At 33.8% G+C, this 18157-nt stretch carries 15 protein-coding genes and 2 other annotated features; of the genes, 2 read left to right on the plus strand and 13 right to left on the minus strand.

The genetic code is table 11. The features are described 5' to 3' along the window. Positions 1-134: 134 nt before the first annotated feature. From ACFVR2_RS15135 to ACFVR2_RS15145, 3 genes are all read right to left on the minus strand, one after another. Positions 135-764: an immunity protein Imm33 domain-containing protein gene (locus ACFVR2_RS15135; RefSeq protein ID WP_387363111.1), complete on the minus strand. Its 630-nt coding sequence runs from the start codon at positions 762-764 to the stop codon at positions 135-137. 349 nt (positions 765-1113) lie between these two features. Beyond that, the gene (asnA, locus tag ACFVR2_RS15140) at positions 1114-2097 is read right to left on the minus strand and encodes an aspartate--ammonia ligase (protein WP_387363114.1); all 984 of its coding nucleotides are present in this window, start codon (positions 2095-2097) and stop codon (positions 1114-1116) included. 70 nt (positions 2098-2167) lie between these two features. Then, positions 2168-2427, minus strand: a binding site (T-box leader). A 179-nt stretch (positions 2428-2606) separates the two neighbouring features. Next, entirely contained in the window at positions 2607-3626 is a 1020-nt protein-coding gene (locus ACFVR2_RS15145) for a DNA/RNA non-specific endonuclease (protein ID WP_387363117.1), read from the minus strand. A gap of 173 nt (positions 3627-3799) precedes the next feature. On the opposite strand from ACFVR2_RS15145, the gene ACFVR2_RS15150 reads away from it, so the two are divergent. Then, entirely contained in the window at positions 3800-3970 is a 171-nt protein-coding gene (locus ACFVR2_RS15150; protein ID WP_387363120.1) for a hypothetical protein, read from the plus strand. Between the two features lie 239 nt (positions 3971-4209). Here ACFVR2_RS15150 and ACFVR2_RS15155 read toward each other — a convergent pair whose 3' ends face one another. The 8 genes from ACFVR2_RS15155 to ACFVR2_RS15190 all read right to left on the minus strand — a co-directional run bounded on the left by ACFVR2_RS15155 (position 4210) and on the right by ACFVR2_RS15190 (position 15318). After that, positions 4210-5382: a sugar ABC transporter permease gene (locus ACFVR2_RS15155; protein WP_091023082.1), complete on the minus strand. Its 1173-nt coding sequence runs from the start codon at positions 5380-5382 to the stop codon at positions 4210-4212. A 15-nt stretch (positions 5383-5397) separates the two neighbouring features. Then, positions 5398-6912, minus strand: a complete 1515-nt coding sequence (locus tag ACFVR2_RS15160) for an ATP-binding cassette domain-containing protein (protein WP_387363124.1) — start codon at positions 6910-6912, stop codon at positions 5398-5400. A gap of 112 nt (positions 6913-7024) precedes the next feature. Then, positions 7025-8173 carry a sugar ABC transporter substrate-binding protein gene (locus ACFVR2_RS15165; protein ID WP_387363127.1) on the minus strand — a complete coding sequence of 383 codons (1149 nt, stop codon included), beginning with the start codon at positions 8171-8173 and terminating at the stop codon, positions 7025-7027. A 359-nt stretch (positions 8174-8532) separates the two neighbouring features. After that, complete coding sequence (locus ACFVR2_RS15170) at positions 8533-10074, minus strand: response regulator (RefSeq protein WP_387363130.1); 1542 nt, start codon at positions 10072-10074, stop codon at positions 8533-8535. A gap of 17 nt (positions 10075-10091) precedes the next feature. Continuing rightward, positions 10092-11513 (minus strand): sensor histidine kinase, encoded by a 1422-nt coding sequence (locus ACFVR2_RS15175; protein WP_387363133.1) that lies wholly within the window; start codon positions 11511-11513, stop codon positions 10092-10094. Next, complete coding sequence (locus ACFVR2_RS15180; RefSeq protein ID WP_387363136.1) at positions 11503-12495, minus strand: sugar-binding protein; 993 nt, start codon at positions 12493-12495, stop codon at positions 11503-11505. The genes ACFVR2_RS15175 and ACFVR2_RS15180 overlap by 11 nt, the downstream gene beginning before the upstream one ends. Before the next feature lie 708 nt (positions 12496-13203). Further along, positions 13204-13689, minus strand: a complete 486-nt coding sequence (locus ACFVR2_RS15185) for an ABC transporter permease (protein ID WP_387363866.1) — start codon at positions 13687-13689, stop codon at positions 13204-13206. A gap of 276 nt (positions 13690-13965) precedes the next feature. Next, positions 13966-15318, minus strand: a complete 1353-nt coding sequence (locus tag ACFVR2_RS15190; protein ID WP_387363139.1) for an amino acid permease — start codon at positions 15316-15318, stop codon at positions 13966-13968. A 60-nt stretch (positions 15319-15378) separates the two neighbouring features. Further along, positions 15379-15613 (minus strand) — a binding site (T-box leader). 282 nt (positions 15614-15895) lie between these two features. Here ACFVR2_RS15190 and ACFVR2_RS15195 point away from each other — a divergent pair. Further along, the gene (locus ACFVR2_RS15195) at positions 15896-16138 is read left to right on the plus strand and encodes a hypothetical protein (protein ID WP_387363142.1); all 243 of its coding nucleotides are present in this window, start codon (positions 15896-15898) and stop codon (positions 16136-16138) included. A gap of 197 nt (positions 16139-16335) precedes the next feature. Here ACFVR2_RS15195 and pstA read toward each other — a convergent pair whose 3' ends face one another. Both pstA and pstC read right to left on the minus strand, forming a co-directional pair. After that, entirely contained in the window at positions 16336-17223 is an 888-nt protein-coding gene (gene pstA, locus ACFVR2_RS15200) for a phosphate ABC transporter permease PstA (RefSeq protein ID WP_097973410.1), read from the minus strand. Next, positions 17220-18116, minus strand: a complete 897-nt coding sequence (pstC, locus tag ACFVR2_RS15205; RefSeq protein WP_387363145.1) for a phosphate ABC transporter permease subunit PstC — start codon at positions 18114-18116, stop codon at positions 17220-17222. Before pstC ends, pstA begins: the two co-directional genes overlap by 4 nt. Positions 18117-18157 lie beyond the last annotated feature (41 nt).

Raw genomic sequence — 18157 nt, forward strand, 5'->3', positions numbered from 1 at the left:
AAGTTTAATCTAGGATACTCTTATTATATTAAGAAGAGAGGGAAGCTAATGCTTTTTATATTTTGATATTTATGTACTTAAATTTAGGTTTTTTAGAACTAAAAAAAGACTGCCTAATTTAGACAATCTTTTAGTTATCCGTTTAAATAACCTTCCCAATCATAGTCTTCGATTTTAACAAAAAAGCCATCTTCATTTCGTTCATATGCACACAAAGGAGTTTCATCAATAAATTCTAGAATGGAGTCATCAATATTAAGGATTACACCAATGGATACAACTTTAAAGTTTTTAGAATCACTTTGAAAATCGCCATCTTCGTAACCACTAAATATTGACCACCCCGAGTCTCCCTCGTCTTGAGAATCATCCCTAAGTAAAAAGTTAAATTCCCTTTTTTCAAGCACATCATTGCTAACTATAACCATTGTATCAAAATAGAAATCCCAATCTGCTGAATCTGGATCCTTATATTCCGTATCACATATGTTTTCCATTCCAAATGTAATCTCATCACCAGCTTTTAAAGCTTGCAATCGATAAGGATCATTATCTAGTTTTCCAATAAATTTTTGTCCATTTATTTGAGTTATTTCGACCCACATTCTTTCAGCACTTAATCCAACTTCCTGTTCTTCCATTACGAATATTAGTTTGACTAAATCACCTACTGCTAAATTGTCGATCATAACTTTACTTAGAACATAGAACGTATAAGGAGATTCTTCATTTCGTTCGTAAACATTTTCTAAATACCAGGACATCCATTCTTCTCCCTTTCATTTCCATCATAAAGTCACTATATCATTTTCTAATTCAATTAAACTGTAAAAAATAAAAAAGAGCTGATTTTTCTATTTCAAAATTGGCAAACGGGCGATTCAATTAATCTTAGTCAGGTATCATCGAAAGGAACAGAATTCCTTCTAAATACGGATTAAAAGTTCGTGTAGTGGGTCAAAGTGCTGACGGTTCAGTTAGTAAAATTGTCGTCTTTACATAACAAATGAAGTGAACACATAGCGAGGATTGAATCCTGTATTGTACAGGACTCAATCCTCTTAATTTGTTTCTGATTATAATAGTTAATTTACTGCTTTTGTCTTATTTTTCTTAAAACAAATGAATGTTTTCCTTCTTACATGCTTCTCGTATTTCATCAGGCCATACAGATGATTGAACTTCACCAATATGCGCTTTACGTAAGAAGTACATGCACATTCTTGATTGCCCAATACCACCACCAAGTGTTAGTGGAAGCATTTCTTCTAAAATACCTTTATGAAAATCATACTCGCGTTTGAAATCTTCACCTGTCTTCGTTAACTGCTCATCAAGTGATTTACGATCAACACGGATACCCATTGATGATAATTCAAATGAAGATTGCAATACTGGATGCCAGAATAAGATGTCTCCGTTTAATTTCCAATCGTCATAATCAGCTGCACGTCCATCATGTTTTTCACCAGAACGAAGTACATCGCCAATTCCAATAATAAAAACTGCACCGTGCTCTTTTGCAATCGCATGCTCACGATCTTTCGGTGTTAACTCTGGGTATTTATCTTCTAATTCTTGGGACGTGATAAATACGATATCTTCGGGTAAATACTTTCCTAGATACGGATATTTTTCAAATAAATGATTTTCCAAATCTTTGAAGATTCCATAAATTGTTCGTACGGTTTCTTGTAAATAATCTACAGTACGCCATTCTTTTTGAATAATTTTTTCCCAATCCCATTGATCAACGTAAATTGAATGCGTAGCATCAAGTTCCTCATCACGGCGAATCGCGTTCATGTTTGCATATATACCTTCACCAGCTTCATAACCATATTCATGCAGTGCAGATCGTTTCCATTTCGCTAGTGAGTGAACAATTTCTAACTCTTCTCCTGAATGTAGCATATCAAATTCAATTGGGCGTTCTACACCGTTTAAGTGATCGTTTAAACCTGATTTTTTCGTTACGAATAATGGTGCAGATACGCGGAACATTCCAAGACGTTTTGCTAATTGATCCTCAAAAAATGTTTTAACTTCCTTAATTGCGATTTGTGTCTCTCTTACTGTCATTAATGATTGATACATGCCTATTTCCCCCTAAAATGTTTGGATGTAGTAGAAAAAAGCCAACAAAAAAAGCCCTTCTTTCCCAAAAAACTGGGACGAAAGGCTTTGGTTCCGCGGTACCACCCAAATTAGCAACAGAGGTTGCTCACTTATTCAGTACGGAGATTAGAGAGATCTCGATACTGTTCTTCTTTAACGGCGAAGTTCACGGCTAAGTCTACTTTCCTCTAAAGGATTTCGGTTAGCGACTCCAGGAGGTTCTTCATAACAGGCTTCGTATCAGGCTCACACCGCCCCTGACTCGCTTTGTCTACGTCCTACTATTACTCGTCCTTTCACAGTCGTTTTGTTGTCACATCTCTGAAACATTTTATTAATGATTATTTTATAGATAAAAATGAGAAAGTCAACATTTTTTTCACTTTTTAATTTATTCTAAACAAATAACCAAGATAATGATAGGCACTTAAATTGTTCTCTTTTGCGTTTTTTGCAGCCAGTAATATAGCCGATGAACTGGTAGTATTTTATTCACCTACTAAGCCATCACCATCTCGATCATCCATATATTTATAGAGCCATGAATCGCGCGTAATTGGCATTTTAAAGCCAGCAGCTTTGGCTTCAGCGATCGTAACACTTCCGTTATGATTTGTATCCACTTTACTAACATCTTCATTACTATTTTTCGTTTTGTTTGCAGGCACATTATTTGTTTTCGGTGGCGTACTTTTCGTACCTGTCGTTTTCCCTAAATTTTTGTTCACTTCATCTGGGTTTACATTGTCAAATTCATCTGTAATAGATCTGCCCTGAATTTTATATGTGAATTTATAGTGGTTAGGAATTTGCGTCCTAGTATTTGGATAGTGAATCACTGCTACGAAATCAGTACAACCTCTTGCATCTCGAATCACTTTTTCCATATAAGCTTGATCGCCGTGCCTATTTAGATTGCTGTTCTGAGGTGTAATGTTATATGCGTTTGACACTCCCCCAAGCGAGTCAGCAATCACATGCCCTTTATCCAAGGTTGGACTCTCTGTACCAGGAACATTTGCTTCATCAGAGTAATATCTACCTGATGACAAAACATGATCAGTATTCGAATTTTGAAGTGTTATCTTTTTCGCCTCAACACGAATTAGCTGACCGTATTCATTTGTATACGCCCAATATTCCCGTTCTCCAAATCCGACATCTACTTTGACATTCGGCTGTCTATCTCCTGACATATCCCCGCCGTTTACTACAATTAGGGTATATTTGCTATAATCAAATCCGTCCGTTGTACCTGTTGCCTTTGAAGTGCTAGATGCAGGAACACTCTTGTTGGGTTCACTATCACTCGTTGGTTTTTCTGCGTCATCGGCAGATGTACTCTTATTGGTTTCAACAGTCTTAGAAGCCGTGCTCGTTGGGGATTGCACTTTTTTTGCCGAAGTCTGTTCAGTGATTTTTCCGCAACCCACAAATACAGATAGTAAAATCACAGTAAATAAAATCAAAAATCCTTTTTTAATCACACTTCTGCACACCTTTCTCATTTTTCTACTCTAGAAAATCATATTTAACGATAACACATTTTGATCTTTTGGTGGAAAATATCTATCGTTGGTATTGAATCCTTATGCAACGATCCTGCCATTTACTTGAATAAGAAAAAAATGGGTAAAATATAAAGGATTTATCAGAGAAATGAAAAGAAAGGATGATAAAGATGGAGAATTCAAAGAACAAATCCACCCAAACGAGCATTAATTGTCCAAACTGTAATTCAAACATTTCCATTAATGACGAGTATTCAAATAGTAGTGACGTAATTCAAGAACATTATGAATATGAGTGTCCAAACTGTGGAAAACCAGACCTTTTTTATAATAAAAAATAAATTTTTAAAAATGACTCTTATGAGTCGTTTTTTCAAAATAAACTTAAAAAGGAGTTGCAATTGCAACCCTTTTACCAATTCCTTAATTTGTTTCTGTTTCACTAATATCTCTTTATTATCCATTAAATACTAAAAGGCTAAACGGCTAAACTGCCATTTATCGCTCTATCAAATTCAATTCATATAAAATAAAAAACAGAAACCAGCCAATCCATTCGACCTGTTTCTGTTTTTATATATTATTTCCCTTTATTACGTGTCATTACGTCGAATACAACTGCAAGAACAAGAACTGCTCCTCGAATGATGTATTGGTATGAAATATCAATACCCATTAAGTTCATCCCACTTGTTAATGAAGCCATTACGAATGCACCGATAATTGTACCTGTTACTTTACCAACACCACCAGCAGCAGAAACGCCACCTACATATGCTGCAGCAATTGCATCTAACTCAAACATTGTACCTGCTTGGGGAGAAGCAGATGCAAGTCGAGCTGTAAACAATACGCCTGAAAGTGCTGCAAGCATACTCATTGAACCGAATACAATGTAAGTGATTTTCTTTACGCTAATCCCACTTAACTGTGCTGCCTCAGGGTTTCCGCCAACTGCATAAATGTGACGCCCTAAAGGAGTTCTTGTTGTAATGAAATGATAAACTACTACAACAATAAACATAATCACAGCAGTCCAAGAAATCCCTTGATAGCCTGCAAGAATATAGCAAATGTAACCAATGATACCGGAAATAAACAATAATTTTATGATTTGCATTGGCATTGAAAGAACTTCAAAACCGTACTTTATGTTTACGCTTCTCTTTTTAAAATCACTCCAGATAAAAAGAATGATAGAGATCGCACCAATTAATAGTGTTGATATGTGTAAACCATTCAAATTTCCTAAACTTGGAATATAGCCATTTCCAATTGCCTTAAAGCTTTCGTTAGCAACGATGATCGTACCAGTTTTAACAAGAGACATTAGTAGTAATCCCTTGAATATTAACATTCCTGCTAATGAAACTACGAATGATGGAATTCCTAAATTAGCAACAAAGAATCCATTAATTAGACCAATAATAGCGCCAAATACAAGAACTGCAATGATTGAAATCCAGACTGGCAAACCGTGTGTTAAAAATAGAGCAACTACTGCTCCTAGAAAACCAGCAACGAAACCAACTGAAAGGTCAATATGTCGAATGACAATTACTAGTGTCATCCCAACAGCAAGGACTGCAACATAACCAGTCATATTGATTAAATCACTTAAGTTACGAGATGACATAAATAATCCATCTGTATTTAAAGTAAATACTAACATTATTACTGCAAGAGCTATATACATTCCATATTCACGTATGTTTTTTCTTAATAACATGCCTGCTTCTTGAAAAAAGTTCATTTTATTCAACCTCTCTTAAACGGTAGCTAGAGCCATAACGCTCTCTTGAGTTGCTTCTTCTCTTGATAATTCCCCGGTTATTTTACCTTCTGCCATAACATAAATTCGATCACTCATACCAAGGACTTCTGGAAGTTCAGAGGAAATCATGATAATGCTCATGCCTTGTTCAACCAGTAGATTCATAAAACTATAGATTTCAAATTTTGCACCTACGTCTATTCCACGAGTAGGTTCATCGAGAATAAGTACATTCGGATTCGTAAATAACCATTTACTCAACGATACTTTTTGCTGATTACCACCACTCAATTTCCCAACAACTGAAGTAATTGAAGGAGCTTTTATGTTTAACTTGTTTAAGTAATCATTTGCAACGACAATTTCTTCATGTTGATTAATCACACTTGACTTGGAAATTTCAAATAAGTTCGTAATCGAAATATTATTTTTAATATCTTGTTCAAGAATCAATCCGTCGCCTTTACGATCTTCTGTTACATATGCTATACCAGCTTTTATTGCATCTTTTGGATGTTTAAAACGCTTTTGCTCACCTTGCACTAAAACGGAACCATCAAGCTTGAAATTTGTTGGATTACCAAAAATACTTTTTGCTAGTTCTGTTCGACCTGATCCCATCAATCCAGCAATACCGATAATTTCGCCTTTTCGAACATTTAGATTGATATGATGAAGAATTTTTCGACCTAATTTTGGATCGTACACATTCCAGTCTTTTAATTCTAATGAAACTTCACCAAACTTTTGATTTGGACGCTTCGGATAAATATCATCAATTTCACGACCAACCATATGTTTGATAATGGTGTTTTCGGTGATTTCTTCTTTATTTAAAGAGCAAATTGTTTTTCCGTCGCGAAGCACGGTAACCGTATCTGCAACAGCAATTACTTCTTTAAGTTTGTGCGAAATCATAATACAAGAAATTCCTTGATTCTTTAGCTCTTCCATCAAGAAAAGTAGGTTTTCACTGTCATCTTCATTTAAAGCAGCTGTAGGCTCATCGAGAATAAGCAATTTAACATCTTTACTAAGTGCTTTTGCTATTTCAACCAGTTGCTGCTTACCTACGCCTAACTCTTTAATTTGCACTTCCGGATTTACATCTAGTTTTACTTTTTTTAACATATCGATTGCTTTAACAATCGTTTCATTGAAATCAACAGTTATTCCCTTTTTAATTTCATGTCCGATAAAAATATTTTCGTAAACGGACAGCTCAGGAAAAAGAGATAATTCCTGATAGATGATTCCAATGCCCTTTTTTTCACTATCACTTATTTTTGAAAACTTTTGAACTTCGTCTCCAAAAACAATATCACCTGTATAGGTTCCAAATGGATAAATACCACTTAATACTTTCATTAAGGTCGATTTTCCAGCACCGTTTTCACCAACTAAGCAATGTATTTCCCCTTTTCTAACCTTGAAGTTAACATCGCTTAATGCTTTCACACCTGGAAACTCTTTTGAGATATTTCTCATCTCTAAAATAAATTCACTCATATGATCCGTCTCCCGAATTTGCCATCTACTTGAGTCATTGATTAAATTGAATAATTAACAAAATAGTGACGGTTAGACCATCACTATTTTGCAAGTTCATTTCTTCTATTAATTACTTCAATCCAGTGAAGTCAGAAGCGCTATAGTATCCAGAATCAACTAAGTCCTTTTTCACTGTGCTTTGATCAACAACAATAATATCTGTTTGTTTTGTTTTGATATCAGCTTTACCGTTGTTTGTAACGCCTGAAGCATCAGGTGTTTCATTTTTTAAGATTGAAGTTGCAGTAGCGATTGCATCTTTAACTAATGTACGAACATCTTTGAAAACAGTCATAGATTGTTTGCCGTCAATAATGTACTGTACAGAAGCTTTTTCAGCATCTTGACCAGAAATAATATATGAAGTTATATCTTTGTCTGCTTTAAATGTATCTGCGATTGAACGAGCAGTTCCATCATTTGGAGCAAGAACTAATACATCACCTTTGTCAGCTTTAGAAGCTTTTGTTAAGTTAGATGAAGTTAAGTTTTTAGCTACGTTGAAATCCCAGTTAGTTGTAACTTGACCGATAATTTTTGCTTGCTCATCACGAGTTAAATCAGCTTTAGCTTTTAAGCTATTTGCAGCTGCTGAATTTTCAACTTTGAATGTTCCATCAGCAATTTTTGGTTGAAGAACTTTCCAAGCACCTTGGAAGAATAAGAATGCATTGTTATCAGATGCAGCACCTGCGTATAGGTATAAAGGTTGACCTGATTTACCTGAAGCATGATCTACAAGATATTGTGCTTGTGCAGCACCTACAGCAACGCTATCAAATGATACATAGTAATCAACTGCGTCAGTACCTGTAATTAAACGGTCGTAAGAAATTACTTTAACACCAGCAGCTTTTGCAGCTTCAGCTGAAGAAGCTGCAGCAGCACCGTCTTGAGGACAAATAATTAAAACTTTGATGCCTTTTGCAATTAAAGAATCAACGTTTGCTTTTTCTTTAGCAGAGTCACCTTGTGAGAATAAAATTTCAACTGAATAATCTGTATCTTTTAAAGCATTTTTAAAGCGAGTTTCATCTTGAGTCCAACGTGGCTCATCTTTTGTAGGTAAAACGATACCAATATCAACTTTACCATCTTTACTTTTCTTACCAGCAGAAGTGCTATCACTTGATGTTGCTGATGATCCACATCCAGCTGCAACAAGAGTCATTACTAAAAATACCGAAATTATTGCAAAAATCTTTGATAACTTTTTCAAAGTGTTTCCCCCTTTTTTCTGGTTACGCTTTCATAAATAAGGTTATCACGTTTTTTATTGGAAACGCTTACCCATTTCCTTCACTCTTTTGTCTATTATCTGCACTAATTTACCTCATTACAGAAAACGTTTACATTCTGAATATTAAAACTAGCATTATCTTAACTTTGGGACATATTAGTACAGTTAATTTCGATTTAAATCAAAAAAAGAGTCAAACAGAAAACTCAATAAAAGTATGTACAAATTAAAAAGTAATTCGTAAATACGATCATTAAGTATGTCGTTAGACTCTTTTATCATTAACTATTCAAATAAAATAAGTAATCGTTTATCAGTTCAAATTCAAGTATTTCTCTTTAAATATTCATTAAAACTTTCTTCCTATATTCCTTAGGAGATTCATTCGTACATTTTTTAAATACTCGACTAAAATAATTTGGATCATTATAGCCCACTTGGTAACAAATTTCTTTTAAATTTAATTCTCTTTTTTCCATTAATTGTTTCGCTTTATTGATTCTCAAATTCATTAAATAATCACTGAAAGTCTCACCTGTTTGCTTTTTAAATAGTTTGCTAAAGTAAACTGGATTCAATTTTAAATAGTTGGCCACTTGCTCAAGTGAGAGATCCTCTATGAAGTGATGAGCGATAAACTCCCTGGCCAATATCATCAGATGATTTGTCTTGATTTCTTTTTCACGATCGATCTTTGTAATTAAATTAATGATTTGTTGCTCCACAATCATCTTCAATTGATTGATTTCATTAGTGTCTGGAATATGAAATTTCTCAACTTCAATCGATGAATTACGAAGAGATTGGAAAATTTGATTAAATAGTGAATTTAATTCCGTTCTAACTTGCGAAACATCATAATTACTAAATCTTTCATACAAATTATTAAATTGATTCATAACGTCTTCTAAATCAGCTTTTCTAAAAGAATCAATTAAAACTTGTTTTTCCTCGTCTGGCATACTGATAGAAAGATTCATTGAATGCGGATTAACACGTGTTAACTCATCACATTCTAAACTTGCATGAAATGCCTCATTATATGATTGTCGTAACCCTTCAATTCCTTGCTTTAAAGACCCAATACCAATCACTGTTTGATAACCAGTTTGATTTTCTATGTATTCAATTGTCTTTAAAGCATCTTGATAGAGTACCAGTGTTTGAAGATCGGCTTCTTGGTTAGGCTGTACTGGAATAAATATGGCTAATTGGCCATCTACAACAGGGCTGATTAAACAATTCCTCGAAGATTTTATAAAGTGCCTAACACATTCATAAATTCTCCTTTGTTCCTTGTCATTTTGACTAATTTCTTTAGGCAACCTAATGACACTCGCATAACCTAACTCGATTTCAAAACCGAGAATTCCAGACAATTGAGCCACATTTAGTTCTTGAACCGTATTAAACATTAGCATTAACGTATATTCATTTTCAGTGAGAGGACGTATAATCGATAAATTTTCAATAGCCTCTAATTCTTGTAATCTTTTCTTATGATCATCTTCAATTTCATCGATCATCTTTTGAAGTAAAGAGATGATATGATCCTTTTTAGCAGGCTTTAAAATATAATCTTTAACACCTAATGAAATGGCTTCTTGTGCATATGTAAAATAGTCATATGCAGTGACAATGAATATTTTTGAATCAGGTAGCTTTTGTTTTATAACCGAAACAGCTTCAAGCCCTTGAATACCAGGCATTTTTATATCCATAAAGATAATATGAGGCTGGTATTCTATTGATTTTTCAATCGCAACTCGTCCATTTTCAGCTTGTTCAAATTGAAATTGATTAGGCATTGATCGATTTATCATCAATTCAAGTCCCTCGCGCTCTAATGGTTCATCATCAACAATTAATAAACGATACATAGGTACCTCCTTTAATTTTAAAATTTTGATGAGACAGGAAGCTTTAATATAATGGTTGTCCCTTTATTTATTTCACTTTTGATATCAACAATATCTTCTTCTCCATAAAAGAGGAGCCAGCGTTTAAATACATTTGTTGTACCTAATCCAGTTGAGCTTTTTTGAGAGATGATCGGCATAGACGATGTTAAAAGAGCTTCTCTGGTCTCCTCTTTCATACCAGCACCATTATCATAAATTTCGATGTAAATATATTTTTCATGATTTTTTATCGTAATTGCTATTACTGCCCCTTGCTCCATCCCCTCGATACCGTGTATAAATGCGTTTTCAAGAAGTGGTTGCAATGTTAAACAAGGAACTTTATACCCTAAACATGACTCTTCTATATTTAATTCGAAGCGTACACGATCTCTAAACCTCGCCTTTTGAATCGAAAAATATTCTTCAGCATTTTTGACTTCCTCCAAAAGAGTTACAGGCTCGTCTAATTTCCGTAAATTATAACGTAGCAAATTCGAGGTTGATACTGTTAGATCACTCGTTTGCTCAGCTCCTTCAATATAAGCTAACTTAGATATAACGTTTAACGTATTGAACAGGAAATGCGGGTTGATCTGACTTTGTAAGGCTTTTAATTCAAGCTCCTTTACAAGTCGGTCCTTTTCTACAATTTCGATATTTTTTATCATTAAATTGCTTAAATTCTTAGACATTTCATTGAGGATTTTACCAAGAATTCCGATTTCATTGTTTTGATACAATGTGGGGGGAGCCACATTAAAATTACCTTTACCAATTTGTTTAGCCATATAAACTAATCGATTAATTGGAATGACGATACTTCTAGACAACCAAATTGCAAAAACAATACTAATGATCGTCGTTATAACGAACAACTGGACACCTAATTGATTCATAGACTGAGTATTTGCAATAATCTTTCGAAAAATAGGCTGATAATTACTAAGCTCTAAATCAACTAAGTTTTGACTATCCTCTCTAATAAACCCTGATATTTTCTCTATATCCCGGTATTGATCTGTATAACTTGAAAAATTTTGGGAGACTAGATTATCTGTAATCGATGATTCTAACTCTAGAAAAGAATCAATCATATGGGTAAAGTTTTCTAACACAAGCTGATTATTTTTAGTAGCATTATGTGTTAATAATTCCTTTTTTAATTTTTGTAAATTGCTTTTATGCTGCAAAATCGATCGATAGTTTTTTGGCTGTGGATTAATAATATAACTACTTACCAAGCTTAAATTCTCCTGGGTTTCAGAAGAGATTTGTTTATATAAAAATATTTTATTAATCATTAAATTATAACTCTCTTGAACCTTCTTACCATTTTCAAAAATAAAAAATGAAACTAGATTTAATAAAATAACTAGAATAGGAATAAAAATAAATAACTTTGTCCTAATTTTCAACGTTTCTCCTCCTGATCAACGTTTCTTTCGTCACCACCTCGGTTGGTGTAAAATTTTCTTTATTAATAACTTTTCCATGTAACGAATCAATTAATAATCCGACAGATTGAAAGCCCATTTCATATGGCTTCTGAATAACAGTTGCTTTAATCGCATCATCTTGAACTGCTTGGAGTGTACCTTCGATATTATCAAATCCAAATATCTCAACTTGATTTAACTTTAAATTTTTTGATGCATTCAAAATGCCAATCGCGTCTAAAGCACTTGTACCAACCATAACTGAAATGTCTTTATTATTACGTAGCATACTTTCAGTTTGAAGCTTTGCTTGAATAATCGATATATTAGAGGACTCGATATCCTTTACCACTAATTTAGGATGCTTTTTAACAATACTTAAAAAGCCGTTTAATCTCGCCTGCTGACTTTCTGATTTTTCACTCCCTATAATAACGCCAATTTTCCCAACACCATTCGTTTCCTCAACGACAACTCTTCCTAACTGCTCTCCTGCGTTAAAATTATTTGTACCAACATAAGCAATACGCTTACTTTTTGGCGCATCTGTATCAATTGTAATAACAGGAATATGTTGTGAAACCGCTTTATTTATTACGGGCGAAAAAGTATTCTCATCAAGACTTTGTACGATAATACCGTCCACCTGAGAAGCAATTGCCTTTTCTAATAACTTAATTTGTTCTTCCGGACTTGTACGTAAAGGACCTATATATTCAACATTTACTCCAAACTTTTCTGCAGCAACATCTGCCCCTTCTTGTACTTTCCTCCAATAAGGATTATCAAATTCCTGCGAAATAAGGACAAAATGGAGTTTTTTCTTCGGTTCTACTTCACGATCCTGTAATTTTTGAACTGAATTTTCAATATTTCTAGCATTTATTTCAAAATGAATAAGTACATAAACAAACAATAAAAAAAGTACGCTTAAAATAATCGACCATTTTTTCTCTTCCATAACGTCCTCCAGTCCTATATTAAAATAGTACATTTTGATTATACAGTTTACAAGACTATTAGACTTTACAATTTTTTCCCTTTTATATTATTCGAACGAATGAATAGTTAAATAAGGAAATTTGTAACCTCAAACTATCTTTACTAAAAAAATCGTTATATTGAGATTTTTTCGAAAAAAAAATGATCCCCTAATAAGAGATCATTTTCATAAAACTAACTAGACTTGTCGATTTAACCTGCATGCCCGTTGGCAAGTTGATCTATGGTGGCGCTGGCCTAGGATTATCCATTACCAATCAATTGCTAATGCTCACAGCGGTAATATAATAGTAGAAAGTGTTTTAGGAGAAGGTAGTACTTTTATTGTTCAATTGCCGATTTGAATATGTATTTGATTTATCTCTGATGGTTCAGTAGTTGAAATTGAAAAATACATATAGAACATGCTTATAACTAGATCATGAGTAAGTATAATAGCTAAAAGCTGAAAAGTACTTACTCATGACTGTCTTTTGGGAAATCAATCTCAACCAGTTTTTCTTAACAATAATAATGTAAGACACTACTTCAGCAGTTTAAAGCCACCTTATAAGGTTGCTTTAAACTGCTGAAAAACTAGAAATTTGCACAAATAAAAAACTCCACGGCTTACGTTACGCACGATACTGAGGAGTTCACAAAGTAAAAAACAATATATTTAACCTAATTATGATGGAGACGGAAATCTTGCAGCTTCAAAATGCGTACTAACCTCACCATCAACATTTGTATCAATCGTACCAGCTAGGCTACTTTGAGCAAAAACCTCAACCTGATCCATAGCATTAAGTTTCACAATTGATGAGACATTTACAGTATTTCCGAATAATATTGGACCAAAGAAATCATTATCAATAGCGATTGCAGGTTTTCCATTTACGCGAATTTCGATCCGTACTCTATAATCGACATTGTTATTAACGGGGAAAAAAGTAATCGTTGCAGAAACTAAATAGACCCCATTATTTTTTGGTCTAAATATTGAAGTAAACGGATTATATTCATTTGCTAAATCAAATTGTTTTTTATTGTAGTTTACTTTTACAAAAGTATTTTCGGGCACAGTTTGAGTTACATTACTTACAGCTCTAAAAGCCGATGCAATATTAATATTCTCTTTATTCTCTTCATTTGAATTGTTTGGTTTTTTCATTTTTGGAGGCACACTTTTCACTTCACTCTCTTATAAACTCCTATCATTATATTGAGACGAGGCTTAAGTGATTGTATGCTTGTCCATGAGCGATTACTATTTATGGCAGCTAAATATAAAAACTGATCTACTATTCAGAAAAAAAGGGCTTTACTCATTAAAAGTAAAGCACAAGTTAATTGAAGAACGAGTATAGCATAATTGTAGTGGTTGCATGAACTGCCTTAAGTAAGGCTCAATAATCACAACAATTTCAATAATTACTAATTATCTCTTCTACAAGTTTTTGTTAAGACGTTTTTTCCATAGATACGTTAAGGTAATAAAGATGTAGATGCAAAGTGTAATGATCGTTACGATGATTGGAGTCGTGAAAATGATTCCGATTAGAATCATCATTAAAGCGATTATCACAGCCCAAGTAGTATATGGAAACCATTTAACTGCATAGTCACTTGACTTAATAGGTGACTGTTTACGTGATTTCAAATGGGCAAAAGCAATGATCAACCAGATGAATAATACGGTATATCCCAGCGATCCCATCAAGAAATCAAAGGTCTTGCTTCCAGCAAATAAGGAAATCAGTACACCGCCAAATAAAGTGGAAGTACACATTAATATTGCGTAAACAGGAACTTTCTTCTTAGATAATCTTGAAAAGATTTTCGGAATGCGACCGTCCATAGCTTGCGTATACAGAACGCGGGATGAACCATACAATCCAGAGTTCATCGATGAAATAATCGCTATTAGAACAACGGCGTTCATAATATGGTCAGCACCAGGAATCCCTATCATTTTAAAGACCATCACAAACGGACTTTCAGGCACCCCGTTTACTTTGTTCCAAGGAATTAAACTAACGATGATGAAAAATGGAATGATATAGAAAGAAATAATTCTGACCAATGTACTTCGAACGGCTTTTGGAACCACTTTTTCGGGATTCTTCGTTTCTGCTAATGTGACCCCGATAATTTCAGTACCACCATATGAATAAATTACAACCAGCATAGCCGAAATTAAACCTGTTGATCCATTCGGAAAGAAACCGCCATGGTCTGTCAAGTTAGAGAAACCGACTGCTTTATGATCACCAAAATTCACAAGTAACAATATTAACCCAGCTAAGATAAACACAATGATGACAGTAATTTTAATTAAAGCAAGCCAGTACTCAGTTTCAGCAAAAACCTTTACTGATAGCAAATTGATTGTTGTAACTAACACCGAAACAACTAATGCCAGTATCCAGATTGGATAGTCAGGCAACCAATATTGAATGAAAATGGCAGCAACGACTGATTCGGCCGTGATGTTCAATACCCACATTTTCCAATAAATCCAATCAAGGAAATAAGCTGGATACTTTCCTAATATAGATTGGACAAGATCCCTGAATGTTCTTGCATCGCTATTGCGAACCGCCATTTCAGCTAAACCTTGTAAGACGAATAATAAGATGATGCCTCCTAGCAAGTAAGCAATTATGATGGATGGGCCTGCCATATCAATTGCTGAACTACTTCCCTTAAATAAACCTGCCCCAATGGCACCACCTAATGCCATCATCGTAATATGTCTTGAAGTCATTGTCCTTTGTAATTTCCGTTTGTCCATTTTCATATCCTAACCTCCTAAAAAATCAAAAAAGGCACATCATCCCATTCTTCATAATCAAATGAAGAAAGAGACGACATGCCTTAGCTTACCGCGGTACCACTCTTATTGGCTCTTTTCGAACCCTACTTTAAAAACCTTGTAACGAAGGTCAATCGTTAAAACCAGAGAAAAGATTAAATCTAATCTTTCGCTTTACCACTCCCAGGCAAGTTCAAAGTATCATTGGACTGCGTTGCACCACCCCGCAGCTCTCTATACCTAATCATTAACTTTTACTACTCCTGATCTTTGCGTTTTGATAAATATTTCTGAATATTTTTTATAATAACTAATACTATACGGACGCGAGGTAAACTTGTCAACAGTTTTTTTAGGATAATAATTTTCAAAAAACAAATCATAAACTTATTGGCTCAGTAGCTAAATAGATCCGCAAAATCCTTTTATTGAAGTATCATCTGTCAATTTCGTTAGCCCTCACGTTTGTTCAATTATTAATAATTATCAACTCATTTTTAATGGTCACATGTAAATACTAACTATAAATTAAATTTACTAAACGAAATGGAGAGTGCCAAGAATGGATGAAATGATTGAAAGTCTGAAAAGTCTACACAATGAAATAAATGTTAAGCTTAGCAATGCTTTCAACTTTTCAGAAACTAATGAAAAGCATAACCAAAATTCACATCACGATTATACTGAATTATCTAAAGCTGCTAAAGAACAGTTAGAACAAAATAAAGAACATCAAATAGCTAAGACAATATTAAAACATTTAGAAACATTACTTAGTGAGGTTGATCAAATAAAAAACACTTAACTTTTAATCGTTATACATAACATTATCGAAAAAAAGGATTTTCCCTGGAAGTTCCTTTTTTTTGCTGCTTGTGCATTGATCTTAAGCAACAAATCTGCCAGTTGCTCGATTAAGAAAATCAACAATCCACTCTGATAGAACCTACTAATAAAATAAAAAAATCTCTACGGAATCTTCCATAGAGATCTTTAATAATATTATCTTTTTGCCCCTGTAAAGCGTCTATTTAGAAACTTAGCAAACAATCTAGCAAATAGATTAAATAAAAGGATCATTACGATTAAAACTGCAGCAGATTTTGTAGCGATGCTTTGTGCATCTGGAACAATACCTTCTGAATTTAATTTCCAGATATGAACTGTTAACGTTTCTGCTGGTCTAAAAATATTAAACGGATTCATCGGTGTATTTAATGGAGCAGCATTATTTAGAATAGGCGTTGTAAGTCCGGCAGTATAGATTAATGCCGCTGCTTCACCAAAAATTCTTCCAGCTGCTAAAATAATTCCTGTAATTAATTGTGGAATTGCTGTTGGGATACTAATTTTAGTAATTGTTTGCCACTTTGTAGCACCTAATCCAAGGCTACCTTCTTTACTAGTTTTAGGAACATTTAATAACGCTGTTTCACTTACCCTTGTTAAACCTGGAAGATTTAAGATTGAAATCGCAAGTGCACCACCAATTAAAGTGTAACCCCAGCCAGTCATTGTTACAAATACTAATAAACCGAATAAACCTACTACGATTGAAGGCAATGAAGCCAACGTTTCAATACATAATCTTAAGAAATTTAAAAAACGACCTGGTTTTGCATATTCTGCCATATAAATCCCAGCTCCAACTCCAATCGGAACTGAAATAATTAAAGTTAACACTAAGATATAAAATGAATTAAAAAGTTGTGGTCCAATCCCACCGCCTGCTTGAATATTACTAGGTTTTCCAAACAGGAAATCAAAGTCCCAGAATCCCCAACCTTTAAAAATAATTTCACTTAATAAAAATAGTAATAATATTACAACTAAACCAGCTATTAAACAAAGTATTCCCGTCCAAATCTTATCCATTTTTCTTGCAATCATGATTCATATCCTCCTTTTCTTCCAATTAATCGAATGACTAGTATAAAGAGGAAGGATATTAGAAGTAAGATCATTGCTAGAGTCCATAAAGTGTTATTCCAAGCTGTACCGTTTAATGTATTTGCCATATCCATTGTTAAAATTCCTGTTAATGTAGCTGTTGGGTCAAAAATACCATTAGGGAACTTAACTGTATTCCCGATTACCATTTGTACAGCTAATGCTTCACCAAATGCACGAGCAAGACCTAAAACGATCGCTGTTAAAATGTTTGTTTTTGCAGCTGGTACTATTGCCAATTTAATTGCTTGCCATCTAGTAGAGCCTAGTCCATATGATGCTTCTAAATAGGTTCTAGGAACAGCTCGCACAGCATCAGATGCTATACTTGCAATTGTAGGTAAAATCATGATACTAAGCACTATAATCCCTGCAATTAAGCTAAACCCTACTCCACCTAAAGTATTTCTAATAAGAGGAACTAATATTGTTACGCCAAGAAATCCATAAACTACTGATGGAATACCGACTAGAATTTCCAAAACTGGAATTAATACTTTTTCACCAAACTTTGGTGAAATAAAATTCATGAAAATTGCTAATGCAATCGCAATTGGTGCAGCTATAATTACAGCACCAACAGATACTAGAATTGAGCCAACAATAAAAATTAATGCCCCATATGTTGGGTTTGAAGCATTATTCGGACTCCAATGTTTTGAAAACAAAATTTCACTTAACGATATATCATTTACTGTAAATGATTGGATTCCTTTACTAACAATAAATCCGATTATTGCTATTGTAATACCGATCATTAAGAAACCACATAAAGTTACAAGAGTTCTTCCAAGGTATTCAATTAGAAAAAAGTTTCTTTTTTTGAAATTCATGATAAACCCCTATCATCCATTAATAAATTAGTTTGAGAGTT

Source organism: Gottfriedia sp. NPDC057991, assembly GCF_042886615.1.
GTDB lineage: Bacteria > Bacillota > Bacilli > Bacillales > Bacillaceae_G > Gottfriedia.

Excerpts from the sequence above, each read along its gene's own strand:
- ACFVR2_RS15135 (WP_387363111.1), bottom strand. The coding sequence starts at position 764 with ATGTCCTGGTATTTAGAAAATGTTTACGAACGAAATGAAGAATCTCCT.
- ACFVR2_RS15155 (WP_091023082.1), bottom strand. The coding sequence starts at position 5,382 with ATGAACTTTTTTCAAGAAGCAGGCATGTTATTAAGAAAAAACATACGT.
- asnA (WP_387363114.1), bottom strand. The coding sequence starts at position 2,097 with ATGTATCAATCATTAATGACAGTAAGAGAGACACAAATCGCAATTAAG.
- pstA (WP_097973410.1), bottom strand. The coding sequence starts at position 17,223 with ATGATTGCAAGAAAAATGGATAAGATTTGGACGGGAATACTTTGTTTA.
- ACFVR2_RS15190 (WP_387363139.1), bottom strand. The coding sequence starts at position 15,318 with ATGAAAATGGACAAACGGAAATTACAAAGGACAATGACTTCAAGACAT.
- ACFVR2_RS15170 (WP_387363130.1), bottom strand. The coding sequence starts at position 10,074 with ATGTATCGTTTATTAATTGTTGATGATGAACCATTAGAGCGCGAGGGA.
- ACFVR2_RS15185 (WP_387363866.1), bottom strand. The coding sequence starts at position 13,689 with ATGAAAAAACCAAACAATTCAAATGAAGAGAATAAAGAGAATATTAAT.
- ACFVR2_RS15145 (WP_387363117.1), bottom strand. The coding sequence starts at position 3,626 with ATGAGAAAGGTGTGCAGAAGTGTGATTAAAAAAGGATTTTTGATTTTA.
- pstC (WP_387363145.1), bottom strand. The coding sequence starts at position 18,116 with ATGAATTTCAAAAAAAGAAACTTTTTTCTAATTGAATACCTTGGAAGA.
- ACFVR2_RS15180 (WP_387363136.1), bottom strand. The coding sequence starts at position 12,495 with ATGGAAGAGAAAAAATGGTCGATTATTTTAAGCGTACTTTTTTTATTG.
- ACFVR2_RS15160 (WP_387363124.1), bottom strand. The coding sequence starts at position 6,912 with ATGAGTGAATTTATTTTAGAGATGAGAAATATCTCAAAAGAGTTTCCA.
- ACFVR2_RS15150 (WP_387363120.1), top strand. The coding sequence starts at position 3,800 with ATGGAGAATTCAAAGAACAAATCCACCCAAACGAGCATTAATTGTCCA.
- ACFVR2_RS15195 (WP_387363142.1), top strand. The coding sequence starts at position 15,896 with ATGGATGAAATGATTGAAAGTCTGAAAAGTCTACACAATGAAATAAAT.